The sequence below is a fragment of the Paracoccus hibiscisoli genome (genome assembly GCF_005048265.1).
In the GTDB taxonomy this organism is placed as follows: Bacteria; Pseudomonadota; Alphaproteobacteria; order Rhodobacterales; family Rhodobacteraceae; genus Paracoccus; species Paracoccus hibiscisoli.
Genome location: NZ_SUNH01000006.1, coordinates 116,318 through 142,882, shown reverse-complemented (window position 1 = coordinate 142,882; position 26,565 = coordinate 116,318). Strand labels below are relative to the sequence as shown.

At 68.5% G+C, this 26,565-nt stretch carries 27 protein-coding genes; 13 read left to right on the top strand and 14 right to left on the bottom strand.

Annotated elements, in window-relative coordinates; all coding sequences use genetic code 11:
* Positions 1 to 11: 11 nt before the first annotated feature.
* From FA740_RS04775 to FA740_RS19605, 5 genes are all read right to left on the bottom strand, one after another.
* Complete coding sequence (locus FA740_RS04775) at positions 12 to 1,343, bottom strand: cytochrome P450 (RefSeq protein WP_246053468.1); 1,332 nt, start codon at positions 1,341 to 1,343, stop codon at positions 12 to 14.
* Positions 1,340 to 2,509, bottom strand: coding sequence for an alpha/beta hydrolase family protein (locus FA740_RS04770; protein WP_136855632.1), 1,170 nt, complete (start codon positions 2,507 to 2,509; stop codon positions 1,340 to 1,342). Before FA740_RS04770 ends, FA740_RS04775 begins: the two co-directional genes overlap by 4 nt.
* Positions 2,510 to 2,574: 65 nt before the next feature.
* Positions 2,575 to 3,258 carry a M48 family metallopeptidase gene (locus tag FA740_RS04765; RefSeq protein WP_136855631.1) on the bottom strand — a complete coding sequence of 228 codons (684 nt, stop codon included), beginning with the start codon at positions 3,256 to 3,258 and terminating at the stop codon, positions 2,575 to 2,577.
* Between the two features lie 54 nt (positions 3,259 to 3,312).
* Positions 3,313 to 4,494 (bottom strand): vWA domain-containing protein, encoded by a 1,182-nt coding sequence (locus FA740_RS04760; RefSeq protein ID WP_136855630.1) that lies wholly within the window; start codon positions 4,492 to 4,494, stop codon positions 3,313 to 3,315.
* Positions 4,494 to 4,658 (bottom strand): hypothetical protein, encoded by a 165-nt coding sequence (locus tag FA740_RS19605; protein ID WP_169306218.1) that lies wholly within the window; start codon positions 4,656 to 4,658, stop codon positions 4,494 to 4,496. Before FA740_RS19605 ends, FA740_RS04760 begins: the two co-directional genes overlap by 1 nt.
* Before the next feature lie 115 nt (positions 4,659 to 4,773).
* On the opposite strand from FA740_RS19605, the gene FA740_RS04755 reads away from it, so the two are divergent.
* Entirely contained in the window at positions 4,774 to 6,372 is a 1,599-nt protein-coding gene (locus tag FA740_RS04755) for a GMC family oxidoreductase (RefSeq protein WP_136855629.1), read from the top strand.
* Here FA740_RS04755 and FA740_RS04750 read toward each other — a convergent pair.
* From FA740_RS04750 to FA740_RS04730, 5 genes are all read right to left on the bottom strand, one after another.
* On the bottom strand, positions 6,369 to 7,664 hold the full coding sequence (locus FA740_RS04750) for a GH1 family beta-glucosidase (RefSeq protein WP_136855628.1): 1,296 nt from the start codon (positions 7,662 to 7,664) through the stop codon (positions 6,369 to 6,371). The two genes, FA740_RS04755 and FA740_RS04750, sit on opposite strands and share 4 nt — an antisense overlap.
* A gap of 12 nt (positions 7,665 to 7,676) precedes the next feature.
* Positions 7,677 to 8,492, bottom strand: a complete 816-nt coding sequence (locus tag FA740_RS04745) for a metal ABC transporter permease (RefSeq protein ID WP_136855627.1) — start codon at positions 8,490 to 8,492, stop codon at positions 7,677 to 7,679.
* On the bottom strand, positions 8,489 to 9,349 hold the full coding sequence (locus tag FA740_RS04740) for a metal ABC transporter permease (protein ID WP_169306217.1): 861 nt from the start codon (positions 9,347 to 9,349) through the stop codon (positions 8,489 to 8,491). Before FA740_RS04740 ends, FA740_RS04745 begins: the two co-directional genes overlap by 4 nt.
* 67 nt (positions 9,350 to 9,416) lie before the next feature.
* Positions 9,417 to 10,271, bottom strand: coding sequence for a manganese/iron ABC transporter ATP-binding protein (locus FA740_RS04735; RefSeq protein ID WP_136855626.1), 855 nt, complete (start codon positions 10,269 to 10,271; stop codon positions 9,417 to 9,419).
* Positions 10,264 to 11,139, bottom strand: a complete 876-nt coding sequence (locus FA740_RS04730; RefSeq protein ID WP_136855625.1) for a metal ABC transporter substrate-binding protein — start codon at positions 11,137 to 11,139, stop codon at positions 10,264 to 10,266. Before FA740_RS04730 ends, FA740_RS04735 begins: the two co-directional genes overlap by 8 nt.
* A 98-nt stretch (positions 11,140 to 11,237) precedes the next feature.
* Between FA740_RS04730 and FA740_RS04725 the strand changes: the two genes are divergently transcribed.
* Positions 11,238 to 11,654 (top strand): Fur family transcriptional regulator, encoded by a 417-nt coding sequence (locus FA740_RS04725; protein ID WP_136855624.1) that lies wholly within the window; start codon positions 11,238 to 11,240, stop codon positions 11,652 to 11,654.
* Entirely contained in the window at positions 11,654 to 12,010 is a 357-nt protein-coding gene (locus FA740_RS04720) for a YigZ family protein (RefSeq protein ID WP_136855623.1), read from the top strand. The genes FA740_RS04725 and FA740_RS04720 overlap by 1 nt, the downstream gene beginning before the upstream one ends.
* A gap of 23 nt (positions 12,011 to 12,033) precedes the next feature.
* Here FA740_RS04720 and FA740_RS04715 read toward each other — a convergent pair whose 3' ends face one another.
* From FA740_RS04715 to FA740_RS04700, 4 genes are all read right to left on the bottom strand, one after another.
* Complete coding sequence (locus FA740_RS04715) at positions 12,034 to 13,011, bottom strand: zinc-binding dehydrogenase (protein WP_136855622.1); 978 nt, start codon at positions 13,009 to 13,011, stop codon at positions 12,034 to 12,036.
* Positions 13,012 to 13,105: 94 nt separating this feature from the next.
* The gene (locus FA740_RS04710; protein WP_136855621.1) at positions 13,106 to 13,366 is read right to left on the bottom strand and encodes a DUF6525 family protein; all 261 of its coding nucleotides are present in this window, start codon (positions 13,364 to 13,366) and stop codon (positions 13,106 to 13,108) included.
* Entirely contained in the window at positions 13,360 to 13,980 is a 621-nt protein-coding gene (locus FA740_RS04705; protein ID WP_169306216.1) for a DUF1826 domain-containing protein, read from the bottom strand. The genes FA740_RS04710 and FA740_RS04705 overlap by 7 nt, the downstream gene beginning before the upstream one ends.
* A complete protein-coding gene (locus FA740_RS04700; protein WP_136855619.1) occupies positions 13,977 to 15,209 on the bottom strand; it encodes a GTP-binding protein in 1,233 nt (410 codons plus the stop codon). Before FA740_RS04700 ends, FA740_RS04705 begins: the two co-directional genes overlap by 4 nt.
* A 100-nt stretch (positions 15,210 to 15,309) precedes the next feature.
* Here FA740_RS04700 and FA740_RS04695 point away from each other — a divergent pair, with 100 nt between their 5' ends.
* The 10 genes from FA740_RS04695 to FA740_RS04650 all read left to right on the top strand — a co-directional run bounded on the left by FA740_RS04695 (position 15,310) and on the right by FA740_RS04650 (position 26,565).
* Complete coding sequence (locus FA740_RS04695) at positions 15,310 to 17,172, top strand: ABC-F family ATP-binding cassette domain-containing protein (protein ID WP_136855618.1); 1,863 nt, start codon at positions 15,310 to 15,312, stop codon at positions 17,170 to 17,172.
* Positions 17,173 to 17,299: 127 nt separating this feature from the next.
* Positions 17,300 to 18,040: a MipA/OmpV family protein gene (locus tag FA740_RS04690; RefSeq protein WP_136855617.1), complete on the top strand. Its 741-nt coding sequence runs from the start codon at positions 17,300 to 17,302 to the stop codon at positions 18,038 to 18,040.
* 156 nt (positions 18,041 to 18,196) lie between these two features.
* The gene (locus tag FA740_RS04685; protein ID WP_136855616.1) at positions 18,197 to 19,360 is read left to right on the top strand and encodes an ABC transporter substrate-binding protein; all 1,164 of its coding nucleotides are present in this window, start codon (positions 18,197 to 18,199) and stop codon (positions 19,358 to 19,360) included.
* 4 nt (positions 19,361 to 19,364) lie between these two features.
* Positions 19,365 to 20,282: a branched-chain amino acid ABC transporter permease gene (locus FA740_RS04680; RefSeq protein WP_136855615.1), complete on the top strand. Its 918-nt coding sequence runs from the start codon at positions 19,365 to 19,367 to the stop codon at positions 20,280 to 20,282.
* Positions 20,279 to 21,223, top strand: coding sequence for a branched-chain amino acid ABC transporter permease (locus FA740_RS04675; RefSeq protein WP_136855614.1), 945 nt, complete (start codon positions 20,279 to 20,281; stop codon positions 21,221 to 21,223). Before FA740_RS04680 ends, FA740_RS04675 begins: the two co-directional genes overlap by 4 nt.
* On the top strand, positions 21,220 to 21,960 hold the full coding sequence (locus FA740_RS04670) for an ABC transporter ATP-binding protein (RefSeq protein ID WP_136855613.1): 741 nt from the start codon (positions 21,220 to 21,222) through the stop codon (positions 21,958 to 21,960). The genes FA740_RS04675 and FA740_RS04670 overlap by 4 nt, the downstream gene beginning before the upstream one ends.
* A complete protein-coding gene (locus FA740_RS04665; protein ID WP_136855612.1) occupies positions 21,960 to 22,646 on the top strand; it encodes an ABC transporter ATP-binding protein in 687 nt (228 codons plus the stop codon). Before FA740_RS04670 ends, FA740_RS04665 begins: the two co-directional genes overlap by 1 nt.
* 102 nt (positions 22,647 to 22,748) lie before the next feature.
* Entirely contained in the window at positions 22,749 to 23,126 is a 378-nt protein-coding gene (locus tag FA740_RS04660; RefSeq protein WP_136855611.1) for a hypothetical protein, read from the top strand.
* A gap of 15 nt (positions 23,127 to 23,141) precedes the next feature.
* Entirely contained in the window at positions 23,142 to 25,250 is a 2,109-nt protein-coding gene (locus FA740_RS04655) for a M10 family metallopeptidase (RefSeq protein WP_136855610.1), read from the top strand.
* Between the two features lie 76 nt (positions 25,251 to 25,326).
* Positions 25,327 to 26,565 carry a YeeE/YedE family protein gene (locus FA740_RS04650; protein ID WP_169306215.1) on the top strand — a complete coding sequence of 413 codons (1,239 nt, stop codon included), beginning with the start codon at positions 25,327 to 25,329 and terminating at the stop codon, positions 26,563 to 26,565.

Genomic DNA, 26,565 nt, shown 5'->3' with positions numbered 1-26,565 from the left:
GTCCTGTTCCGCTAACGCGGCGTCAGGCTGACCCAGATCCCGTCGCGGGCGCGGATCGTCAGGCGGGCGATGGGCATGGGCTGGCGGTCGGTGACCTGCAACCGCCAGCGGGCGGTGATCGCGGCCAGCATCACCACCCCCTCGGCCATCGCCAGGCCTGCGCCGGGGCAGGCGCGGGGGCCTGCGGAAAACGGCAGATAGGCCACGCGGGCGCTGGCCTTGCCTTCAGGTGTGTCCCACCGGGCGGGGTCGAAATCATCGGGCCTTTCCCACATTCGCTGGTGGCGGTGCAGGTGCCAGGGCGACACCACCAGTTGCGCGCCTCGCGGCACGGATCGGTCGCGGAACGTCTCGGGGCGGGTCGCCTCGCGCACGAACATCGCGACCGCCGGGTAAAGGCGCAGCGCCTCGCGGAACACGGCGCGGGTCGTGCGCAGCCCACTGACGCTGGCGAAATCGTCCGTCAGGGTCGCGGATTCGGCGGCCACGCGGTCCTGCCAGTCGGGATGCGCGGCCAGCAGCCACAGCGCCCAGCCCAAGACCGAGGCGCTGGTCTCATGCCCCGCCAGGAACAGGACCGCGACCTGATCGACCATCTCGGCCTGGGTAAAGCACCGGCCTGTCCGGGGGTCGGGGGTGGTCATGATCTTGGTCGCCAGATCGTCGGGGGCGCTGCCCGCCGCGATGGCCGTCTGGCGGTCGGCCACCAGGTCGCGGATCAGGCCGCGGATGCGCCCGGCGGTCTGGCGGGTGCGGCGCGAATGGGGGCGGGGCATCCAGGCGGGCAGGGGCAGCAGCGCCGCCAGATTGACCAGCGGTTGCGCCGCCTGATGGTCGCGGAACGCCTCGAACACATCGGTGGCGATGCGGTGTTCGATGGGCAGCGAGAACAGTGTGCGAAAGATCACGTCGGCGGCGGCGTGGGCGGCCTGCGGCTCGATGTCCTGCACGCCGGCCTGCAGGCGCAGGCCGGCCGCGCGGGCCGCATCCAGGATCGCCGGATAGCTGGCGCGGACGCGCCCGCCTTCGAAGGCCGGGTCGATGATGCGCCGCTGCTGCGCCCAGTCCGCACCATTCGAGATGAACACTCCGTTGCCCAACAGAGGCGCCAGCCCCTCGCGCATGCGGTTGGATTTTGGGAAATCCTGCGGGCGGTCCTGCAGGATCAGGCGCAGCAGGGCGGGATCGTTGCAGAAGAAGCTGTGGATCAGCGGGTTGCGGAATTCGGCCATCCAGGCGCGATAGAGGCGTTCGGGCAACGCCCCCAGCAGGTCACGGCGGAACCCCCGGATCAGGCCCCACAGCGTGCCGCGGCCTTGGCTGCCTTGCGGGCGCGGCGTCACCTTGCGCCCACGGGGCGGGTGATGCGCCCGGGCGAGGGCTTGCGCCCCGCGAACCGCTGCGCCAGCGTCTGTGGGCCTGCGGTGATGGCGAAATAGTCGTAATCGCCGGGCCGGTCGAAGGCGCAGAGATACTGGAAATGCAGCCGGAACCAGCGGTTCTTCAGCGCGGCCTGGCGTTCCGGCGACAGGGTGTGGGTATAGGCGGCCGAAATCACCAGCGGCCAGCGTTGGTCAGGATCCCCCGCACCGCTGACCGCGACCGGATCGCAGAGCGCGAAGCAGCAGGCATCGCCCGGCGCGGTCACGTCCAGCCAGAACAGGTCCGCGCAGCCCAGAAAGGCCAGATCATCACGCAGCCGCCCCGCATCGGGCAGGAAAGACGCCATCGGTACGACATGGCCCAGGGTCAGCAGCGACAGGCGCGGATCGGCCCCGCCCGCGCGCAGGTGATCGGCCAAGAGCGACACCGCCAGATAGGCACCTGAGGAATGACCGACGACCAGAACCTCGTCGGGGCCGTCGTCCAGGATGGCCTGCAGGCGGGCGCGGAAGGCGGTCAGACGATCCTCCAGCGCGGCGGGATAGGCGCCGCGATGCTGCGCGGTGAAGGCGTAATCATGCATCAGGTAATAGGCGAACAGCCGCCCGTCCAGCCGCCGCCCCAGGACCAACACGCCCCAGATCGCCGCCAGCGCCACGGGCAGGCCCAGCCACCCCCCGCCCAATGCCGCGACCGCCCAGCCCGCCAGCGCTCCGGCCAACAGCGCCAGCATCAGCTGCGCCAGCAGCACTGCGATGGGATAGAGCGCCGCGATCACCGGCCCGCGCCTGAGCCGCATCAGCCGCGACAGTGCGCCCGTCGCGATATAGGTCCAGGCGGTGCGGACCAGCTGGCCAAAGGTGCCGATGATGCCCTGCCGCATGGAGGCCTGCACGATGTCGGACCACAGCGCGACCTCGATCACGGTGCGGGTGTCGTGACCCTCGACGCGGCCGTGGACGGCCCAGGCAAAGCCCTGGGCCTCGGCCTTGGTGATGCGCAGGCGGTGGCCCGAGATGCGGGCCTGATCGGCGGCCTCGCGGCGATACAGCTCGCGATAGCGGCGCGGCGGGATCGGGTCGAATCCCGGCAGATAGAGGACGTGGCGGCGGAATGGAGGGGTCATGGGGGCCCTTGGCTGTCCGCCGCCAGAATAGGCGGAAATGCCGCCCCGGCAAGGGCTTGCGGGCGTCAGTCGCGCCAGCGGGCCTCATGCGCCTCGATGGCCTCGATGCGGCGCGGGGTGGGGGGGTGCGACAGGAACCAGGCGGGCGCGCCCGCGCCCATGCGGCCCGACAGGGCGTCCAGCTTGTGGAACAGCGATTTCTGCGGGCCGGTGCCCAAGCCCGCCTTGATCATCAGCGCGCTGGCAAAGCGGTCGGCCTCGAACTCGTCCTGGCGGGACAGGCGGGCGGCGACGGCGGTGGCGATCGCATTGGCGATCATCGCGCCGAACCCGGGGATAAAGCGCGACAGCACCCCGGCCAGCGCCATGCGGATCGCGTTCTGGCCCGCGAAATCGACCATCCGCCTGCGGGAATGGCCTAGGGAGACGTGGCCCAGCTCATGCGCGATGACGCTGGCCAGTTCTTCGGGGGTGACCTCGCAGGCATCCAGCTTGCGGATGAAGCCGCGCGTCAGGAAGATGCGCCCGTCGGGGGCGGCCAGGCCGTTGATCGGCTCGACCTCATAGATATGGGCGCGGATCGGGGGCAGGTCCATCGCGCGGCCCAACCGCTCCAGCATGGGGGTCAGGCGCGGATGGCGCAGGGGCGTCGATTTCTGGTTCAGCTCCTGTTTCAGGCGCCATGCGGAGAAAAACCACATCGCGGCAAGATAGAGGCCCAGCAGGATCAGCGGCAGGAACTTGGTCATGGCCCCAATATGGGCACACCCGCCCGCCCGTGCCAGAGCCAGTTTGCCGCGCCGTCAGCCCAACAGGCGCATGGCCCGCGTCAGCCCGTCCAGCGTCAGCGGCAGCATGCGGTTTTCGAACACCGCGCCCACCATGCCGATGGATTGGGTATAGCCCCAATGCGCCTCGGGGACCGGGTTCAGCCAGATATGGTCGGGAAAGGTGCTGGCCAGGCGGCGCAGCCAGACCTCGCCCGATTCGGGGTTCCAGTGCTCGTTGGCCCCGCCCGGCACCGCGATCTCGTAGGGGGACATCGAGGCGTCCCCCACCACGATGCATTTGTAGTCGCGGCCATAGCGGTGCAGCACGTCCCAGGTTGGCGTCTGCGCATCCCACCGGCGGCGGTTGTCGGTCCACACGCCTTCGTACAGGCAGTTGTGGAAATAGAAATGCTGCATGTGCTTGAACTCGGCCCGCGCCGCGCTGAACAGCTCGTCCACGACGCGGATATGGTCGTCCATGCTGCCGCCGACGTCCAGAAACAGCAGCACCTTGACCGCGTTGCGACGCTCGGGGCGGGTCTGCACGTCGATATAGCCGTGATCGGCGGTGGCGCGGATGGTGCCGGGCAGGTCCAGCTCGTCCGCCGCGCCGTGGCGGGCCCATTGGCGCAGGCGTTTCAGCGCGACCTTGATGTTGCGGGTGCCCAGCTCGGCCCGGTCGTCGAAATCGCGGAACTCGCGCTTGTCCCAGACCTTGACGGCGCGCCTGTGGCGGCTGGTATCCTGGCCGATCCGCACGCCTTCGGGGTTGTAGCCATAGGCGCCAAAGGGCGAGGTACCCGCCGTGCCGACCCATTTGTTGCCGCCCTGATGGCGGCCCTGCTGTTCGGCCAGCCGCTTGCGCAGCGTGTCCATTAGCGCCTCAAGGCTGCCCGAGCCCTGGACCTGCGCCTTTTCATCCTCGGACAGCAGCTTTTCGGCCAGCTTCTCTAGCCAGCCCTCGGGCAGGGCGCGGGGGTCCAGCAGGTCACCGACCTCGACCTGTTCCAGCCCCGAGAACGTCTCGGAAAACGCGCGGTCGAACCGGTCGATATGGCGTTCGTCCTTGACCAGCACCATCCGCGCCAGGGCGTGAAACCCCTCGACCGTCAGGCCGTCCAGGCCCGCGCCCATCCCCTCCATCAGATCCAGCCATTCCCGCAGCGACACCGGAACCCCGTGCCGTCGCAGGTTGTCCAGGAAGGGCAGGAACATCAGGCCATCCGATGCACGAAGATCGTGGCAAAGACGCCGATCATGGCAAAGACCAGCGCGAAGGCCACGGCGTATTGCACCCGATCCTTGCGGTTTCCGCCCAGCTTGACGGCCCGACGCCAGCCCAGGGCCGCGCCGATGATGAGGGCTGCGATGACGATCATGTCGGTCCTTCCCGTGGGTTTGGCCTGCCGCAGATACCCCGCCGGGGCGCCGCCCGCAACCGTGACGCCTTGTCCCTGGCCTGCGGGCTGGCTAGCGTCGCGCACGGAGGAGCGCATGCAGGATTTCGGCGATTACGACTATATCATCGTGGGGGCGGGGTCGGGGGGCTGCGTGCTGGCCAACCGGCTGTCGGCCGACCCGAATAACCGGGTGCTGTTGCTGGAGGCGGGGGGCCATGACAACCGCCTGTGGGTGCATATCCCGGTGGGCTATCTTTATGCGATGGGCAACCCCGGCCTGGACTGGTGCTATCAGACCGAACCCGAGGCCGGGCTGAACGGGCGGCGGCTGAACTATCCGCGGGGCCGGGTGCTGGGCGGCTGTTCGTCGATCAACGGGATGATCTACATGCGCGGCCAGGCGGGCGATTACGACCGCTGGCGGCAGATGGGCAATGCGGGCTGGGGCTGGTCCGACGTGCTGCCGCATTTCCGCGCCACCGAACGGCATTACGAGCCCGCCTGCGACATCCACGGCGATCAGGGCGAATTGCGGGTGGAACAGCAGCGGCTGCGCTGGCCGATCCTGGATGCGGTGGCCGAGGCCGCGCAGGAGCTGGGCCTGCCCGCGAACCCGGATTTCAACCGGGGCGACAACGAGGGCGTCGGCTATTTCCCGGTCACGCAGCGCAAGGGCATCCGCTGGAACGCGAGGAAGGCGTTCCTGAACCCCGCGAAGGGCCGCCCCAACCTGCGGATCGAGACCGATGCCCAGGTTTTGCGCCTGCAGCTGGACGGCCGCCGCGTCACCGGCGTGCTGTTCGAACAGCACGGCATCCGCCGCCTGGCCCGCGCGCGGGGCGAGGTGGTTCTGGCCGCCGGTGCGATCAACTCCCCCGCCCTGCTGGAGCTGTCGGGCATCGGTCAGCCCGAACGTCTGGCGGCCTTGGGCATCGCGCCCGCCCATGCCCTGCCGGGGGTGGGCGAGAACCTGCAGGACCACCTGCAGCTGCGCACGGTGTTCCGCATCAGCGGTGCGCGCACGCTGAACGACCGGGCGCGGACGATCTGGGGCCGCGCGGGCATCGCGCTGGAATACGCGCTGCGCCGCACCGGGCCGATGGCGATGGCGCCCAGCCAGCTGGGGATCTTCGCGAAATCCTCCGAGGCGTTCGAGACCGCGAATATCGAGTATCACGTCCAACCGCTGTCCCTGGGCAAGTTCGGCGACCCGCTGGACGATTTCTCGGGGCTGACGGTGTCGGTCTGCAACCTGCGGCCCGAAAGCACCGGCTCGGTGCATATCACCGCGCCCGATCCGCGCGCCGCGCCGTCGATCGCGCCGCGATACCTGTCCACCGAAGGCGACCGGCAAGTGGCCATCGACAGCCTGCGCCACGCGCGCCGCCTGATGGCGACCGCCCGCATGGCCGAATTCGCGCCCGAGGAGCACAGGCCCGGCGCTCATCTGACCAGCGACGCCGATCTGGCGCAGGCGGCAGGAGAGGTCGGCACCACGATCTTTCACCCGGTGGGCACCACGCGGATGGGCAGCGATCCGATGGCCGTGGTCGATGCGCAGCTGCGCGTCCACGGGCTGTCGGGGCTGCGCATCGCGGATGCCGGGGTGATGCCCGCCATCGTGTCGGGCAACACCCACGCGCCCGTCACGATGATCGCGCATAAGGCGGCGGCGATGATGCTGGCGGTCTAGGTCAGCATCGCGCGAAAGGCGTGCCAGCTGGCCTTGGGGGTCCGCTCCATCGTGTCGTAATCGACATGGACCAGCCCGAAACGCGGCCCGTATCCCCAGCCCCATTCGTAATTGTCCAGAAGCGACCAGTAGAAGAAGCCGCGCACGTCCACGCCCTGATCCATCGCGGCCTTGGTCGCGCGCAGGTGATCGCCGATGAAGCGGATGCGCTGCTGATCATCCGTGGGCACCTCGGACGCCATGCCGTTCTCGGTCACATAGATCGGCAGGCCGCCGGTATGGTCGCGCTTCAGCCGGGTCAGGAACTCGGTCAGGCCCTCGGGGCGGATCTCCCAGTCCATCTGGGTCTTGGGCAGCGGGCCGGGCAGCTCGGTCACGTGCGGCCACAGCCCGTCATTGCCCGTATAAAAGCGCCGCGTGTAGTAGTTCACGCCCAGCCAGTCCAGCGGCTGCGCGATCAGGGCCATGTCGTCCTGCCAGCCCCTTGGCAAGTGCGGGCCGATCCCTTCCAGCGCGGCGTCGGGGTATCCCTGACCCATCAGCGCGCGGATGAACCACTGGTTATAGATCGCGTCCTGCGTCGCGGCGGCCATGGCGGCGGCAGGGCTGTCATCGGCGGGGTGGCTCGTCTCGAAATTCAGGACGATGCCAAGGTTCGAGGCGCCCTCGGCGCGCAGGGCCTGCATCGCAGTGCCGTGGGCCAGCAGGACGTGATGCATGGCGCGGCTGGCGGCGTGGATGTCGCGCAGGCCCGGCGCATGGGCACCGATGAAATGGGACAGCCAGGCGATGCACCACGGCTCGTTCAGGGTGGCGGCGCTGGCGACGCGGTCGCCGATGCGGGCGTTGATCACGCTGCACAGATCGGCGAAATGCTGCGCCACGTCACGGTTCTGCCAGCCGCCCTTGGCCGACAATGCGGCGGGCAGATCCCAGTGGTGATAGGTCAGATAGGGCGCCAGACCCCGTTCCAGCATCCCGTCCACCAGCCGGTCATAGAAGTCCAGACCGTCGGGATTCACCGTCTCTCCGTCCGGCATCACCCGCGCCCATGAGGTCGAAAAGCGGTAGGCCCCGAAACCCGCATCGCGGATCAGGTCCAGATCCTGCCGCCACAGATTCAGGTGGTCGCAGGCGCGGCTGCCGTTCGAATTGTCCATGATGGTGCCCGGCGTCGCGGCGAACGTGTCCCAGTGGGACAGCCCCGCGCCGGTCGTGCCCTCGATCTGATAGGCCGAGGTGGCAGCGCCGAAGACGAAGCCTTTGGGAAAGTCGGTGCGGGGGGGCAGCATGGGCGTCTCCGGTCAGGGGCGCGGCGCCAGCTGGCGCCAGCCGAAGGCCAGCACGAACAGCGCCGTCAGGATCACGATGATGGTCGGTGCGGGCGCGCTGTTCAACCAGAAGCTGGTCCAGATGCCGGCCAGGCTGCTGACGACGGCGGTGGCGGTGGCCAGCGCCATCATCGCGGCCAGCCTGCGCGTCAGCAGGAAGGCGATGGCGCCCGGCGCGATCAGCAGGCCTACCGCCAGGATGATCCCCACCGCCGACAGCATCGCCACGACCGATGCGGCGATCATCGCCAGCATCCCGTAATGCAGCCAATTGGTGGCCAGTCCCGATACGCGTGCCTGCACCGGATCAAAGGCCAGCAGCGCGAAATCGCGCCATTTCAGCAGCAGGATCGCCGACACGGCCAGTGCAATGGGCGCGGCCTGCGCAAAATCGGCCGGGCCGATGCCCAGGATGTTGCCGAACAGGATATGGTCCAGATGGATGCCCGGCGGAAACAGCGTGAACAGGATCAGGCCGAACGCGAACAGCCCGGCCATGACCACCCCAAGCGCGGTGTCCGGCTTGATGCGGCTGTTGGCATCCAGCCAGCCCGCGGACAGGGCGCAGATCATGCCGGCGATGAACGCCCCGATCAGCAACGGCAGCCCCATCGCATAGGCCAGCACGATGCCCGGCAGGACCGCGTGGCTGATCCCGTCGCCCATCAGCGCCCATCCCTTGAGGACCAGAAAGCAGGACAGCAGCGCCGCCGGGATGGCCACGATCACAGCGATCATCGCGGCATCGGCCATGAGGGGATAGCTGAAGGGCAGGATCAGCGCGTTCATGCCTGACCCTCGACGGCGGCGCGGGCGCGTCTGCGCGCGGCGCGCAGGCCGTGGGTAGGGGCAAAGACGAAGGCCGCCAGAAAGATCAGCGTCTGCAGCGTGACGATGATGCCGCCCGTGGCCCCGTCCAGAAAGAAGCTGGCATAGGCGCCGATGGCCGAGGTCGTGGTGCCGATGGCCACGGAAATCATGATCAGCCGCGGAAACCGGTCGGTCAGCAGATAGGCGGTGGCCCCCGGCGTCACGACCAGCGCGATGACCAGGAACGCACCCACCGTCTGCATCGCGGCCACGGTCGATGCGGCCAGCAGGGTGAAGAACAGCGCCTTCATCCGGTTTGGATGCAGGCCGATGGTGCGGGCATGCGTTTCGTCGAAGAACACCACCATCAGGTCGCGCCATTTCATCAGCAAAATCGTCAGCGTGACCCCCGAGATCAGCACCAGCTGGACCACGTCGCCCGGCGCGATGGCCAGGATGTTGCCCATGGTGATCGCCTGCAGGTCCACCGCGACCGGGTTCAGCGAGATCATGAACAGCCCGATACCGAAGAAGCCGGTGAAGATCAGCCCGATGATCGCGTCCTGTTTCAGCCCCGTCCGGGTGTTCAGGAACAGCATGGTCAGCGCCGCAAACCCGCCCGACAGGAAGGCCCCCAGGGCGAAGGGCAGGCCCAGCATATAGGCGCCGGCCACGCCCGGCACGATGGAGTGGGACAGCGCGTCGCCGATCAGGCTCCAGCCCTTGAGCATCAGATAGGCCGACAGGAAGGCGCAGACGCCTCCCACCAGCGCCGACACCCAGATCGCGGTCGTCATGTAGCCATAGGTGAAGGGGGTCAGGGCCAGTTCCATCATCGGGCGTCGCAGGCGGGGGTTTCACACCCCCGCACCCCCGTGGGATATTTGCGTGAAGAAGAGGGGGTCATGCGCCGCCTCCGGTGCGGGGGCGGTCGTCATAGAAGATCAGGGGGCGTTCGTCGTCGGTAAAGACGTCCACGTTGCGGGCATCGGCGTCGTCATGCAGGTCGGGGCCGCCCAGCATGAAATGGCGCAGCGTGCCGCCGAAGGCCTGGCGCAGATTGGCGGGGGTGAAGGTGGTCTCGGTCGGGCCCGACGCCAGCACGGTGCCTTTGACCAGCACCACGCGGTCGCAATATTCCGGGACCGAGCCCAGGTCATGGGTCGAGACCAGCATCACCCGGCCTTCGTCGCGCATCTGGCGCAGCAGGGTGATGATCGTCTGTTCGGTCTGCACGTCGACGCCGGTGAAGGGTTCGTCCAGCAGGATCACCCGCGCCTCTTGCGCCAAGGCCCGGGCCAGGAAGACGCGCTTCTTCTGGCCGCCCGACAGTTCGCCGATCTGGCGGTCGCGCATGTCGGTCAGGCCGACGCGGGTCAGGGCGTTGGTGACCGCCTGACGGTCGGCCGCACGGGGGCGGCGCAGAAAGCCCATATGGCCATAGCGGCCCATCATCACCACGTCCTGGACCAGCACCGGAAAGGTCCAGTCGACCTCCTCGGCCTGGGGGACATAGGCGACCATGTTGCCCGCCAGCGCCTGGCGGACGGGCAGGCCCAGGATCTGCACCCGGCCCGAGGCATGCGGCAGCAGGTCCATCAGCGCCTTGAACAGCGTCGATTTTCCCGCGCCGTTCACGCCCACCAGCGCCGTCACCGACCCCTGCGGGACGGTGAAGCTGGCCTTGGCCAGCGCGCGGTGGCCGTTGCGATAGGCCACGGTCAGGTCGCTGACCTCGATGCCAAGGGGCTCAATCATCCGACAGGGCGTCCACGATGGTCTGCGACGTGACCCGCAGCAGGTCCAGATAGGTCGGCACCGGGCCATCCGCCTCCGACAGGCTGTCCACATAGAGGACGCCGCCGTATTCGGCCCCGGTTTCCGCCGCGATGCTGCGCGCCGGGCGGTCCGAGATGGTGCTTTCGGAAAAGATCACCGGGGCGCCGGTCTGGCGCATGGCGTCGATCAGGGCGCGGACCTGCTGGGGGGTGCCCTGACCTTCGGCGTTGATCGGCCAGAGAAACATCTCGGTCAGGCCGAAATCGCGGGCCAGATAGCTGAAGGCGCCCTCGGACGTGACCAGATAGCGGCGATTTTCGGGCAGGGCGCGGGCCGCGTCGCGCAGGGGGCCGATCACGTCGGCGATCTGCTGTTTGTAGGTCTCGGCGTTGCGGGCGTAGGCCTGGGCACTGTCGGGATCGGCCTGGGCCATCGCAGCGGCGATGTTGTCGACATAGATCTGCGCACCGTCCAGGCCCATCCAGGCATGGGGGTTGGGCGCGCCGTCGTAGTCACCGCCCCGGATGGGCAGGGCGTCGATGCCGGCGGTCACCTCGACGATGGGGGCGTCGCCGGCGCGGGTCAGGTATTGCTGGGCCCACCCGTCCAGGTTCAGGCCGTTGACCAGCACCAGATCGGCATCGGCGATGCCGATGATGTCGCGGGGGCTGGGCTGATAGTCGTGGATCTCGGCCCCCGGCGGGGTGATCGATCGCACCTCGGCCAACGGTCCGCCCACGTTGCGGGCCATGTCGGCGATGACGGTGAAGCTGGTGACGACCTGCAGCTGGTCGGCGCCGGCATGGGTCGGGATCAGGAACAGGAAAGGGGTCAGGAATCGAAACATCACATCCTCCGTTGCCGCGTTTATCTGCGAACCGTTCGCAACTGTCAACAGCTGAGTACCAGTTGCAACTGGCCGGGGGCTGCGGCAGAATAACGGCCATGACGGATCGGCGTGCGAACAGATTGGAACAGGCGCTGCGGGATGCGGGCGTGCGCGTCACGCGCCAGCGGTCGGCGCTGTTGCGGGTGATCGCCGCGGCCGAGGATCACCCCGACGCGGCAGAGCTGCACGCCCGCGCGGTGACCGCCGGGGCGGGGGTGTCGCTGGCCACCGTCTATCGCACGCTGACGACGCTGCAGGCGCAGGGCGTGATCGACAAGCTGGAGTTCCAGGGAGAGCCCGCCAGGTGGGAGGCCGCCGACCAGCATCACCACGACCACATGATCGACATGGACAGCGGCGCGGTGATCGAGTTCACCGATGAGCGGATCGAGCGTCTGCAGGCCGAGATCGCCGCCGAGATGGGCTATGACATCGTCCATCACCGGCTGGAGTTGTATGTGCGGCGGCGCTGATGCAGGTGTTCGACAAGATCATCAGCGATCGCGGATCGCGCTATGCGGTATCGGGCGGGCCTGCCGCCGACCGGGCGACGGTCGCCGCGATGCTGGCCGATCTGACACGGGTCAAGCGGTTCCAAAAGGCCACGCACCACAGCTGGGCCGCGATCCTGGGCGGAGAAGGTGTCAAGGATGACGACGGCGAATCCGGCGCGGGCCAGCTGATCCTGCAGATGCTGGAACGCGCGGGCCTGTACGATCACGCGGTCATCGTCACGCGCTGGTATGGCGGCAAGCATCTGGGCGGGGACCGGTTCCGGCATGTCGCAGATGCGGTGCGCCATTACCTGCGCGAGACGGGGTTGGGCTGACCCCGCAAGGGGTCAGCGGGGGATCAGGGCTTGAACATCACCTTGCCGGTGCGGCCCGGCGTCAGGGCGGCAGTCATCGCGGCGTTGGGTTCGTCCAGGCCGAAGGTGCCGCCTGCGGGCAGGTCCAGCTTGCCCTCCATCACCAGGCCGATCAGCTCGGCGAACATGCGCTGGCGGTCGGCAGGCGGGGTCGCGGGCATCACCCTGGCGCCCCAGAATCCCTTGATGGACAGGTGCTTGAAGATGATCGGGCCGGCGGGCAGCTGCAGATCCTCTCCGGTGGTCGAGCCGAAGGTGACCAGCAGGCCCTCGGTGCCCAGCAGGTCGATCAGCCCGGCCGCGACCGCGCCGCCGACCGAATCGACCGCCGCACGGGCGCCGTCGTTGCCGATGATGGCGCGGGCCTGCGCGATCCAGTCCGGGTCGCTGGTCGAGATGACGTCGGTCATGCCCATCGCGGTCAACTCGGCCACGGCTTCGGGGCGGCGGACCAGGTTCAGCAGGCGCACGCCGCGCGACTGCGTCAGCACGGCCATGATCTTGCCCACGGCGCCGTTGGCGGCGGTCTGGATGACCCAGTCACCGCGCGACACGTGCAGGAACTCCAGCAAGGTGATGGCGCTGAAGGGCATGGCGATCAGCTGGGCGGCGGCCGCGTCGGGCATGTCGTCGGGCACGGGGATCACGCCTGCCGCCGGGGCGGTGGCATATTCGGCCCAGGACCCCTTCAGCCCGGCTGCCGCCACGCGGCGGCCCTTGAGGGCGGGGTCGACGCCGGAGCCGGTCTCCTCGACGATGCCCACGGCCTCGCTGCCGGCGGTGGCAGGCAGGTCGGGGCGGGTGCCGTAGGTGCCGCGGATGGTCCACAGGTCGTGGTTGTGGATGGGGGACAGGATCACGCGGATCAGCACCTCGCCGTCCTGCGGGGCGGGACGGTCGGTGGCGGCCGCCTGCAGCACGTCTGCGGGTTCGCCAAAGCGGTCATGGATGACGCTGCGCATGGGGTATCCTTTCGGGTTGTTCGACCCCCGACCTAAGGGTCGCCCGCCACTCCTGCCAGAGGCGGCGGGAGGGGGCGCCCAGGGTGACCTTGCGTCAGGCGGCCTGCGCCTCGCGCATCAGGGCGCGGGCCTCGGCCCGGTCCAGGGCGGCCAGGATCTGCGCGGTGGGGGCGCCCTGCGCCTGCATCCGCTGCCAGATGCGCAGGCAGGAGGCGGGCGACCAGGGCAGCGCCGCGCGGGCCAGCCACCCGCGCAGCGCCGGGGGCAGCGCGTCATAGGCCGCCATCGGGTCGCGCGTGCGGCGGCGCGTGCGCTGAGCGGTGCGGCCCAGATTGCCGCTGCGTGCGCTCAGCATGACGCGGCCTCGTCCACCGGATCGACCACCACCAGCAGCCGCGTCTGACCGGCGATCGCGGGCGGAGAGCGGTGCAGGATGCCCGCAGGCTCGGCCCCCCATCTGCGGCCCCGGAACAGGGCAACGGAGCCGGTGGGCATCTGCTGATGGCGGTCCACCTGGGCGGGCCCGGTGGCGGGGCCGAACTGCGTGCCCGCCCCGCGCAGCGTGCAGAGCAGCGGTGCGCGCACCGCATCCAGATGCCATTTCGGGCAGGACTGCCCGTCCGTGACCTCGACCCGCAGGGTGACCATCAGCGCATCCAGATGCTGTGCTGCCAGTTCGGTCAGCGTCGCGATATGCCCGATCAGGGCGCGTCGCTGCGGGCTGTCGGGCAGGGATGCCGCGTCGCAGGCCGCCCGCAGCGCGGCGGGCGCGTCCTGCGGGCGCAGCGCCTGACGCAGGCGCGGCAGCCGGTCCGCGGGCAGCGCGTCCAGCCACGCCTGCCGGTCCGGGTCGGGCGCGGGGTGCCACAGGGCCACCGCCACGCCGGGCAGGGCGATGGTGCCCAGGATGCGCGGGTCATGGCCGCTGTTCATCGCGGTGGCGGGGCGCAGGGCTGTGTGCTGGTTCATGCCGCGGCGCTTTCGGCACGCCGCCATGCGGGGAAGGGGTCGGCAAGCTGCGCCCAGCCCGCCGGGTTGTCGCCCCATTCCTCGCCCAGCAGGCAGGCATCCAGGCGGGCGCGGAGGCGGTCCTCATCCATGCCGGTGCCGATAAAGACCAGCTCCTGCCGCCGGTCGCCATAGGGTTCGGACCAATGCGCGTCCAGATAGGCGCGCCCCTCGGGGTGCGTGGGCCAGCGGTCGCGCGGGACCGAGGCCCACCACTGCCCCAAGGGCCGGACCGAGGACAGCGCGCCGGCCAGAGAGAATTCGGCCACCCAATCGGGGCGCGTGGCGACCCAGAAATGCCCCTTGGCCCGGATCACGCCGGGCAGGGGGCCGTTCAGCAGCTCATGGATCTTGCGCGGCTCGAAGGGCAGGCGGGCACGATAGACAAAGCTGGCGACGCCGTATTCCTCGGCCTCGGGGGTGTGGTCGGCATGGCCATACAGCTCCTTGGCCCACATCGGATGGGTATGGGCGCGGTCGAAATCAAAGAGGCCGGTGTTCAGGATGTCGCGCGGCGCGACGCGGCTGTGATCGGTCTCGATGATGCGGGCATCGGCGTTCAGCGCGCGGATGATCTTGCGCGCGGCATCCACGCGAGCGGGGCCCGCGTCGGTGCATTTGTTCAGCACGATCACATCGGCGAATTCCATCTGGTCGGTCAGCAGATCGACGAGGGTGCGGGCATCGCCGTCGCCCATGACCTCGCCGCGGTCGGACAGGAAATCGTGGCTGGAGAAATCGGCCGTCAGGTTCACCGCATCGACGACCGTGACCATCGTGTCCAGCCGGGCCACGTCCGACAGGCTGGCGCCGTTCTCATCCGCGAATTCAAAGGTGGTGGCCACGGGCAGGGGCTCGCTGATGCCGGTCGATTCGATCAGCAGGTGGTCGAACCGCCCGGCCTCGGCCAGCTTGCGGACCTCGATCAGCAGATCCTCGCGCAGCGTGCAGCAGATGCAGCCGTTCGACATCTCGACCAGGGTCTCGTCGGTGCGCGACAGCCCGGCGCCGGTGTCGGACAGGCCCGCATGGACCAGATCGGCGTCGATGTTCACCTCGGACATGTCGTTCACGATGACCGCGACGCGCAGCCCCTCGCGGTTGTTCAGCACCGCGTTCAGCAGCGTCGTCTTGCCCGCGCCCAGAAAGCCGGACAGCACGGTGGCGGGAAGGCGGGGGTCTTGGCTCATGGCGTCTCTCCGAATTTGCTGCGTTAGTGTAATAGTATCACATAACGCGATGCAAGAGGGGCCATTGACGCCCGGCGGGCTTTGCGCCATGCCGCGCCCCATGCTGCATATCGATGACATCTCGTATTCCATTCAGGGCCGCCCGCTGTTCGTCGGTGCCTCTGCCACTGTTCCCGAAGGCCACAAGATCGGCCTCGTCGGTCCCAACGGCGCGGGCAAGACTACGCTGTTCAAGCTGATCCGCGGAGAACTGGCACTGGACGGCGGCGCGATCAGCCTGCCGACCCGCGCCCGGATCGGCGGCGTGGCGCAGGAATCGGCGGCGACGGCCCGGTCGGTGCTGGACACCGTGCTGGATGCCGACCAGGAACGCGCCGCCCTGCTGGCCGAGGCCACGACCGCCACCGACCCGCATCGTATCGCCGACATCCAGAACCGCCTGACCGATATCGACGCCTGGTCCGCCGAGGCCCGCGCCGCGACCATCCTGGACGGTCTGGGCTTCGACACCGCCGATCAGGCCCGCCCGACCAGCGATTTTTCGGGCGGCTGGCGGATGCGCGTGGCGCTGGCGGGGGTGCTGTTCGCGCAGCCCGACCTGCTGCTGCTGGACGAGCCGACGAACTATCTGGACCTTGAGGGCGCGCTGTGGCTGGAGGGCTATCTGGCCCGCTATCCGCATACGGTCATCATCATCAGCCACGACCGCGGCCTTTTGAACCGCGCCGTCGGCCATATCCTGCATCTCGAGGACAAGAAGCTGACGCTGTATACCGGCGGCTATGACAGCTTTACCCGAATCCGCGCCGAAAAACGCGCCCTGCAGGCCGCCGAGGCCAGAAAGCAGGCCGACCGCCGCGCGCATCTGCAAAGCTTTGTCGACCGCTTCGGCGCCAAGGCCTCCAAGGCCCGTCAGGCCCAGGCCCGCGTCAAGGCGCTGGCCAAGATGGAGCCGATCACCGCCCCCGAGGAGGCCAAGTTCTTCCGCTTTACCTTTCCGCAGCCCGAGGAGATGTCGCCCCCCATCGTCGCGATGGAGGGGGTGTCGGTCGGCTATGACGACCGTGCGGTGCTGAAAAAGCTGGCCCTGCGCATCGATCAGGACGACCGCATCGCGCTGTTGGGTCGCAACGGGCAGGGGAAATCGACGCTGTCGAAGCTGCTGGCCGAACGCCTGGGCACGATGGCGGGCAAGATCACCCGGTCCTCCAAGCTGCGCGTCGGCTATTTCGCCCAGCATCAGGTCGATGAGCTGCATCTGGACGAGACGCCGCTGGACCATATCCGGTCCGTGCGCCCGAACGAGGGGCAGGCGAAACAGCGCGCCCGTCTGGCCGGTTTCGGCCTGATGGAGGCGCAGGCCGAAACCAAGGTCGGCCAGCTGTCGGGCGGCCAGAAGGCGCGCCTGTCGCTGCTGCTGGCCACGATCGACGCGCCGCATCTGCTGATCCTGGACGAGCCGACGAACCACCTGGACATCGAGAGCCGCGAGGCCCTGTCCGAGGCGCTGAACGATTACACCGGCGCTGTCGTGCTGGTCAGCCACGACATGCACCTGCTGGGACTGGTCGCGGACCGGCTGTGGCTGGTCAAGGATGGCGCCGTCGCCCCCTATGAGGGCGATCTGGACGATTACCGCAAGTTCCTGCTGTCGGGCGACGCCCCTGCTGAGAAGGCCGGGGCGACCACGCCAGAGCCCAAGCCCGCGGCGCCCAAGAAACCGTCGCGCGATGCCGTGCTGGCGCTGCGTGCCGATGTGCGCAAATCCGAGGAGCGGGTCCAGAAGTTGACCGAGATGATGGGCAAGCTGGACGTCAAGCTGGCCGATCCGGGCCTCTACAACGACCCCTACGAGGCCGAGAAATGGGGCAAGAAGCGGGCCGAGGCCGTGCGCGCCCTGGCCTTCGCCGAAGAGCTGTGGATGGCCGCGCTGGAAAAGCTGGACGCTGCCGAGAAGGGCTGAGCCGACAAGGCCAAGGCCCGCGCTGTGGCGAAAATGCCCGGTCCTGCGGCGGCATCTCTGCCGCAGGTTGTCGTGGGCGGGCCGCTGCCTTTACAGTGCCGCAACGCCCTCTTGCCGGATTCGCCCGATGAAATATGCCTTGGCCCTTGCCCTGCTGTTTGCCACACCCTTGTCCGCCCAGGATTTCGGTCTCAGCGGGGGGCGGGCGTTCTCGGTCGATCTGGGTCTGGGGGCATCGCTTGGCCCCACCTATCCCGGTGCGGAGGAGGCCGAGGTCTCTCCCTGGATCATCTGGCGCAATGCGGGCTTTGGCCCGGTCGGTCAGGCCCCCGCGCAGGGGTTCTCGATCGCGCCGTCCTTTGGCACCGTCGGCTCGCGCGACAGCGCCGATGACGCGGCGCTGACCGGGCTGGACGATATCGACCGCGCCTATGAGCTGGGCCTGCGGGTGAATTACGGGGCCGGTCCCGTGCGCGCCTATGGCAGCCTGCGCCGCGGTTTCGGCGGCCATGAAGGCGTCACCGGAGAGCTGGGCGCCAAGTATCGCTCCGAACTCAGCGACCGCGTCACCCTGTGGTCCGGGGTCGAGGTCGGCTATGGCAATGCTGATTACAACGATACGTACTTCGGCGTGACGGCCGCCGAAAGTGCCGCCAGCGGCCTGCCCGCCACCGCGCCCGGCGGCGGTGCCAATGAGGCGGCCCTGACCTTCGAGGCGCGCTATGCCCTCAGCGACACGACCGCCCTGCTGGGCGAGGTGCGCTATGGCAAGCTGATCGGCGATGCCGCCGATTCGCCGGTGGTGCAGGACGAATACCAGCCCTCGCTGCGCCTCGGCGTGACGCGCCGGTTCTCGTTCGGCTTCTGATCGGGCCGGATGGCAGAGGATCGCGTGCTGCGCGGCCCTTTTTTGATGCGGAATGTTTTAAGCCTGAAATAATTTCTTGACAGGTCGCGCCCGCCTGTTGCGTTCTGGTGTCAAGGCACCGGAACCGGGCCGCGACCAACAGGGAAAGACCGCATCATGACACAGACCCGTTCGCTGATCGCGGCGCTTGCCGCAACGACCGCCCTGGCCGCCCCGGCCATGGCGCAGGACGACACGCTGACCGTAGGCGTGCTGCTGACCCTGTCCGGCCCCGGCGCGGTGCTGGGCGAGATGGCGCGCGACGGCTTCCTGCTGGCCGCCGAGGAGATCGGCGAGATGGGCGGCATGGCGACCCGCATCATCGTCGTCGATGACGAACAGAAACCCGACGTCGCCGCCAACAAAGCCCGCGAACTGGTCGAGCGCAACGGCGCCGATATCGTGGTCGGCCCGATCTTTTCCAACATCGCGGGCGCCATCGTCCAGCCGGTGACCCAGGGCGGCGGCATCCTGATCAGCCCCAACGCGGGGCCGTCGAACCTGGCCGGGGCCGATTGCAACCCGGCCTTTTTCGCGACCTCCTATCAGAACGACCAGATGCACGAGGTGATGGGCGCCCATGCGCAGGCGCAGGGGTTCCAGAACGTCTTCCTGCTGGCGCCGAACTATCAGGCCGGGCAGGACGCGCTGGCGGGGTTCAAGAAAAGCTATACTGGCGGCGTCGCCGGAGAGATCTTCACCCAGATGGGCCAGCTGGACTATTCCGCCGAACTGGCCCAGATCGCCGCGATGCAACCCGATGCGGTCTTCGCCTTCATGCCGGGCGGCATGGGCGTGAACCTGGTGCGCCAGTATCGTCAGGCCGGGCTGGAGGGCATTCCCTTCCTGTCGGCCTTCACCGTGGACGAGGCGACCCTGCCCGCGCAGGCCGAGGCGGCCTTGGGCTTCTTTGCCGGATCGAACTGGGCGCCCGATCTGGACACGCCCGAAAACGCCGCCTTCGTCGCGGCCTATGAGGCGAAATACGGCCATGTGCCGGGCGTCTATGCGATGCAGGGCTATGACGCGGCCCGCCTGATCGACGGCGCGCTGCGCCAAGCGGGCGGCACGGACCGCGACGCGATGATCGCGGCGCTGGCGGAGGCGCCCTTCACCTCGGTCCGCGGCGATTTCAGCTTTGGGCCCAACCATTTCCCGATCCAGGACTTCTACCTGACCACGGTCGTGCAGCGCGAGGACGGCAAGTTCGCCACCTCGATCGTCGAGAAGATCTTTGACGATTATCAGGACAATTACGCCGCCAACTGCCAGATGAACTGAGCCGATGACCAGCCTGTTCCTGCTGCAGCTGCTGAACAGGGTGCAGCTGGGGGTCCTTCTGTTCCTGATCGCCGCCGGGCTGACCCTGGTCTTCGGGATCATGGATTTCGTGAACCTGGCGCATGGCGTGATCTACATGGTCGGCGCCTATCTGGTGGTGATGTTCGCGGGCATGACCGGCAGTTACGGGCTGGGGTTGCTTTTGACGCTGCCCGCGACGCTGGCGATCGGGCTGGTGCTGGAGGCGCTGATCTTTCGCAGGCTCTATGACCGCCCGCATCTGGATCAGGTGCTGGCGACCTTCGGGTTGGTCATGGTGGTGACGGAACTGGTCAAGATCATCTGGGGTCAGTCGCCGCTGTCGATCCTGCCGCCCGACGCGCTGTCGGGGTCGGTGCCGCTGGTGGGCGCGCTGCGCTATCCGGTGTTCCGGCTGGTGGTGATCGCGGCGGGACTGGCGGTGGCGGTGGGGCTGTGGCTGGTTATCACACGCACCCGCATCGGCATGCGGCTGCGGGCGGGGGCCAGCAACCGGGCGATGGTCGGCGCGCTTGGCGTCGATATCGGACGGCTCTTCACGGTGATCTTCGCCTTCGGCGCCATGCTGGCGGGGTTCGCGGGGGCGATGGTCGCGCCGATCCTGTCGGTCGATCCGGGCATGGGGGAAAGTGTGCTGATCCTGGCCTTCGTGGTGATCGTCATCGGCGGCATCGGCTCGGTCAAGGGTGCCTTTGCGGGCGCGCTGCTGGTGGGCATCGTTGACACGCTTGGCCGCAGCTTTGGCCCGATCATCCTGCGCGCGGTGATGGAGCCCTCCGCCGCCGCCCAGACCGGGCGCGTGCTGGCGCCGATGCTGGTCTATGTGCTGATGGCCGCGATCCTGGCCGCCAGGCCACAGGGCCTGTTCGGAGCGCGCCCATGACCCGCTGGCTGATGCGCCGCCGGGTCGCGGCATGGCTGATCTTTGGCGGTTTCGCGGCCCTGCCGCTGATCGCGGCGATGACCGGCGATCCCTATCTGGTGGTGGTGGCGACGCGGATCCTGGCCTTTGCCATGGCCGCCTTGGCGCTGGACCTGATCCTGGGTTATGGCGGCATGGTCAGCTTTGGGCACGCGGCCTATCTGGGCATCGGCGCCTATGCGGTGGCGATCCTGTCACGCGCGGGCATCACCGATCTGGGCGCGCATCTGGGCGCGGCGGTGGTCGCGGGGTCGGCATTCGCGCTGGTGACCGGGGCGATCAGCCTGCGCACGCGGGGGATCTATTTCATCATGATCACGCTGGCCTTCGCGCAGATGGCCTATTTCTTCTTCGTGTCGCTGTCGGCCTATGGCGGCGATGACGGGGTGACGCTGGCCGCGCGGTCCACCGTGCTGGGGCAGGACTGGCTGGCCGACGACCGGGTGCTGTATTACGCGGCGCTGGCGATGCTGCTGGGCCTCTATCTGCTGTGCGTGGCGATCACCGGGTCGCGCTTCGGTCGCGTGCTGACCGGCGCGCGGGAAAACCCGCTGCGCATGCAGGCGGTGGGGTTCACGCCGTTCCGGTTCCAGCTGACGGCCTTTGTCATCTCGGGCGCGATGACAGCCATCGCGGGGGTGATCCTGGCCAATCAGGCCAGCTATGTCTCGCCCGCCTACATGAACTGGCACCGGTCGGGGGAACTGGTGGTGATGGTCGTGCTGGGTGGCATCGGCAACCTGCTGGGCGCCATCGCCGGGGCCACGCTGGCCCTGCTGCTGGAGGAATGGCTGGCGCTGTTCACCGAACATTGGCGGCTGATCTTTGGCGCGCTGCTGATCCTGGTGGTGCTGTTCTCGCGCGACGGGCTGACGGGGCTGTTCAGGGGGCGGGCGAAATGAGCCTCTTGTCCGTGCGCGGCTTGCGCAAATCCTATGGCGCGCTGAAGGTCACCGACGATCTGGACCTGGAGGTCACGGAAGGGGAACTCCACGCCATCATCGGTCCGAACGGGGCCGGCAAATCCACGCTGATCGCGCAACTGTCGGGGCAGGCGGGGTCGGATGCGGGGTCGGTCCTGTTCGCGGGGGCGCAGATGATGGGCAAGCCGATGCCCGCGCGGGTCAGGGCGGGCATGTCGCGCAGCTTTCAGATCACCTCGATCCTGCCGGGCTTCTCGGTTCTGGAAAATGTTTCCACGGCAGTGCAGGCGCGCGCGGGCAGCAGCTTTCGTTTCTTTGCCCCCGTCGCGCGGGATGCCGATCTGAACGAACAGGCGATAGCGGCGCTGGCGCAGGTCGGGCTGTCGGATCGCGCGCAGACCCGCGCGGGCAGCCTGTCGCACGGAGAGAAACGCGCGCTGGAACTGGCCATCGCGCTGGCCACGCAGCCGCGCCTGCTGCTGCTGGACGAGCCGTTGGCCGGGACCAGCGGCGCCGAGGCCGAGCGGCTGGTTCAGGTCATGGCGGGCCTCAAGGGGCAGGTGACGCTGGTGTTGATCGAACATGACATGGACGCGGTCTTTGCGCTGGCCGACCGGGTCAGCGTGCTGGTCTATGGCCGGATCATCGCGACCGGCATGCCGGCCGAAATCCGCGCCGACCCTGCTGTGCGCGCCGCCTATCTGGGGGATGCGTGATGCTGGTCGTCGAGGGGTTGCAGGCCGGATATGGTGAGGCGCGGGTGCTGCACGACATCCACCTGCAGGTCGGGCAGGGGCAGGTGGTGACCCTGCTGGGCCGCAACGGCATGGGCAAGACGACGACGATCAGCACGATATTCGGCCTGCTGCCCGCGCGCGGGGGCCGCGTCAGCATCGACGGGCGCGACATGACGCGGGCCGCGCCGCACCGCATCGCGCGGGCGGGCCTGGGTCTGGTCCCCGAGGGGCGGCAGGTCTTTCCAACGCTGGACGTGCGCGAGAACCTGCTGGCCACCGCCCGTCCCGGCCACTGGACCCAAACCCGCGTGCTGGACCTGTTCCCGCGCCTGGCCGAACGGATGGGCCACAAGGGCAGCCAGTTGTCGGGCGGAGAGCAGCAGATGCTGGCCATCGGCCGGGCGCTGATGACCAACCCGCGCCTGATCGTGCTGGATGAGGCGACCGAGGGCCTGGCCCCCCTGATCCGCGACGAGATCTGGTCCTGCCTGACCCGCCTCAAGGATCAGGGCGAGGCGATCCTGATCGTGGACAAGAACCTGTCGGCGCTGACGCGGTTCGCGGACCGCCATGTGGTGATCGAAAAGGGCCGCACCGTCTGGTCGGGCGAAAATACTCAGCTTTTGAATGATATAACCGTGGTCGAACGGCATCTGGGCGTCTGAGGCGGCCGCACCGTTCTTTACCGACCACCCCGCCGCCCATATGATCAAGTCTTGCTCCGCCTTGGGCGGTCGGTGTTTCATCAGGGTCGGGTCACGGTTTTCATGCGGCATCCTGCGCATCTTCAGGCCCTTGAACTGGCGGCCAGCCCGCTGCTGCTGGCGGCCTGCCGGATCAGGGCCGGGTCGGCTCCTACCATGCCCGCGCTGATCGAAGGCGCCGCTGAACCGAGCACGGATGCCCGCGTGACAGCAGCGCTGTGTGATGCGCTGCGGGCTGCGGGACCGGACCGGTCGCTGCGCCTGCATGTGCTGGCAACCGGCCCGGCATCGCTGTCGGCTCGTCTGGACGTGACCGACCCACAGGGCGACCGACCCGGATTGCGCTTGGATTTCAGCGTCAGCGTCAGCGACCACGACATGACGGCCATCGATTACCGCAACTTTGCCTGCGACCTGCTGCGCCATGGTCAGCCCGACTGACAAGGAACCCCATCCATGTGCACCATCTGCGCCGCGATACGCCCCTTTGATCCGTCCTGCGCGCTGTCCGGGCTGGCGGGGACCGGGATCGATTCCCTGCGTGCGGTGATCCGCGAGACGGCTGATGCCGCACCGCGTCAGGGAACGGCCTATCGCATGGCGGTGGGGGATTCCTTTGTCGGGGCGATCGACGGGCGCTGTGACGAGGATTGGGTAGGCATCGCGCTGGAGGCGGGCCGCAGCTATGTGTTCGAGCTGCGCGGCGCGGGCCGCTCTCCGCTGTTGGATCCTGTGGTGGAGCTTTACAGTCCGCAGGGCGGGTTTCTCCGGTTCGTCGATAACGAGGGACAGGGGCTGAACAGCCGCATGGTGTTTACCGCGCCCCAGTCAGGCACCTATTATCTTAGCGTGGAAGGTCATCACAACAGCATCGGCGGCTTTCAGCTGACCGCACAGGTCTTGCAGCCGCTCCGCCCCGCGTCGCTGGACACGATGGCAACCTATCTGACGCGCGGCTACTGGATCGACAAAGGGCTGGTGCCGCGCGCCTATGACGTGCGGACCGACAACATCATCACGGTCGATCTGTCGGGCTTGGGGCCGGCGGGGCAGGCGATGGCGCGAAGCGCCCTGCAGGCTTGGGCCGCCGTGGCCGATCTGCAGTTCCGCGAGACGACCACCCGGGCCGAGATCCGCTTTACCGAGAATGATCGGGGCGCCTATGCCGGTGCCACCATGACGCTGGACGGGCGGGTGGTGTCGTCGGTTCTCAATATCGACCGCGGCTGGCACCAGTCCGAAGGCAACCGGATCGGCACCTACACCTTCCAGACATACTTGCACGAGATCGGCCACGCGTTGGGTCTGGGCCATATGGGCCCCTATAACGGCGGCGGCACCTTTCCGGGCGACGCGCGCTTTGCCAATGACAGCTGGCAGGCCTCGGTCATGTCCTATTTCGCCCAGACTAGAAATCCGAACATCGACGCCTCCTATGCCTTCGCGGCGACGCTGATGCCGGCGGACATCATCGCGATCCAGCGGCTCTACGGGGCGGCGGGCGCCGGCACGCTGACGGCGGGCAACACCGTCTATGGGCTGGGCCACACCTTGGGCGACAGCTGGCTGGGCCGGATCTTTGCGGCGCAGAACGGCGCGCAGCTGCCCGGCATCGAGGATGCGCGCGACGTCGCGATGACGATCTATGATGCGGGCGGGTTCGACACCATCAACTTCTCGCGCGACGGGATGGATCAGCGGGTCGATCTGCGCATGGGCGCGTCCTCCGATGTCTGGGGCCTGCGCGGCAATCTGCAGATCGCGCCGGGCACCCTGATCGAGGGCTATGTCGCCGGCTCGGGCAATGACGTGGTGCAGGGCAACGCCGTGGGCAACATGCTGCGCGGCGGTGCGGGCAACGACCGCATCCTGGGCAATGGTGGCAACGACTCGCTGCATGGCGGCATGGGCAACGACACGCTGATCGGGGGCGCGGGTAATGATCGCCTGTTCGGGAACGAGGGCGCGGATCATCTGACCGACATGCTGGGCAACAACTGGATGGCGGGCGGCATGGGCAATGACCGGCTGACCGCGGGGGCGGGGCGCGACACGCTGTATGGCGACATGGGCAACGATATCATCCTGGCGGGTGCGGGCGATGATCTGGTCTTTGGCGGGCCGGGGTGGGACACGATCCGCGCCGGGGCGGGCAATGACCGGGCCGAGGGCGGGATGGGCAACGACCTGCTAGACGGCGGTCCGGGCCGCGACACGCTGCTGGGCCAGCAGGGCAACGACACGATCATCGGCGGGCTGGGTCAGGACGTGCTGACCGGCGGCATGGGGGCGGATGTGTTCCGCTTCAATTCCGTGGCCGACAGCGCGCGCGGATTGGCAGACCTGATCACCGATTTCCGCCCGGGAGAGGACATGATCGACCTGCGGGCGCTGAACCTGACCTTTGCCGGGACCGGCCCGCACGACGGGATGCGCTCGCTGCGGTGGGATCACATGGACGGGGCCACGCGCCTGCTGGTCGACGTGAACGGAGACCGCACGCCCGACATGATCATCCGCCTGGCCGGGCGGCTGGAGCTGGAGGCCGACCACTTCCTGCTATGACGGGCGGGGCTTGCCAATCGGGGGGCTTCGGGGCCATCTGCGCGGACGCATCCCGAACCATGACAAAGGAACCGCCATGGCCGACGCACAGATCCTGTCCTCCCGACCCGGAATGGGCCGACCCGGAATGGGCCTGCCGCCTTTGGGCGCGCCGGGCGTGGGGGCGCTGGTGGCGCTGGCCCTGGGCACGGTCGGGCTGACCCTGACCTATGGCCCGGCGCAGGGCGCGCTGTTCCTGATCGGCGGGGCCCTGGGCCTGTCGCTGTATCACGCGGCCTTCGGCTTCACCTCGGCCTGGCGGGTGTTCATCCTGGACGGGCGGGGGCGCGGGCTGCGGGTCCAGATGCTGCTGCTGGCGATGGCGGTGCTGCTGTTCTTTCCGGCGCTGTCCTCGGGCACGCTGTTCGGGAACGAGGTGCGGGGCCTGGTCTCTCCCGCCGGTCTGGGGGTGATCGCGGGGGCGTTCATCTTTGGCATCGGGATGCAGCTGGGCGGAGGCTGCGCCTCGGGGACGCTGTTCACGGCTGGGGGCGGCAATGCCCGGATGCTGATCACGCTGGTCTTCTTCATCGTTGGATCGCTGCTGGGCACCGTCCATTTCGACTGGTGGGCCAGCCTGCCCTCGCTGGAGCCTATGGCCCTGTGGCAGCCCTTCGGCGCATGGGGCGGCATCGCGCTGTCGCTGGCGATCTTTGGCGCCATCGCGCTCATGACGCTGCGGGTCGAACGCCGCCGCCATGGCACGCTGGAGCAGGCGCCCGACAGCCCGGTCCATGGTGCGGCGCGCTGGCTGCGCGGGCCCTGGCCGCTGGTGGCAGGCGCGGTGGCGCTGGTGGTGCTGAACTTTCTGACGCTGGCGATTTCCGGGCGGCCCTGGGGCATCACCGCGGCCTTTGCGCTGTGGGGCGCCAAGATCGCGCAGCTGGTGGGGATCGATCCGACCGCCTGGGGCTATTGGCAGCGCCCCGCCAATGCCCAAGCGCTGCAATCGTCGATCTTTGCCGACATCACCACGATCATGAATTTCGGCATCATCGCGGGGGCCATGCTGGCGGCGTCGCTGGCGGGGCGCTTTGCGCCGTCACTGCGCATCCCGCTGCGGTCGGTGATCGCGGCGGTGGTGGGGGGCCTCATGCTGGGATACGGGGCGCGCATCGCCTATGGCTGCAACATCGGGGCCTATTTCTCGGGGATCGCGTCGGGCAGCCTGCATGGCTATCTGTGGGCGGTGGCGGCCTTTGCGGGCAATATTCTGGGGGTCAAGCTGCGGCCGTGGTTCTTCATGGAGCGGCGGACCAGCCGGGCGGATGGCTGA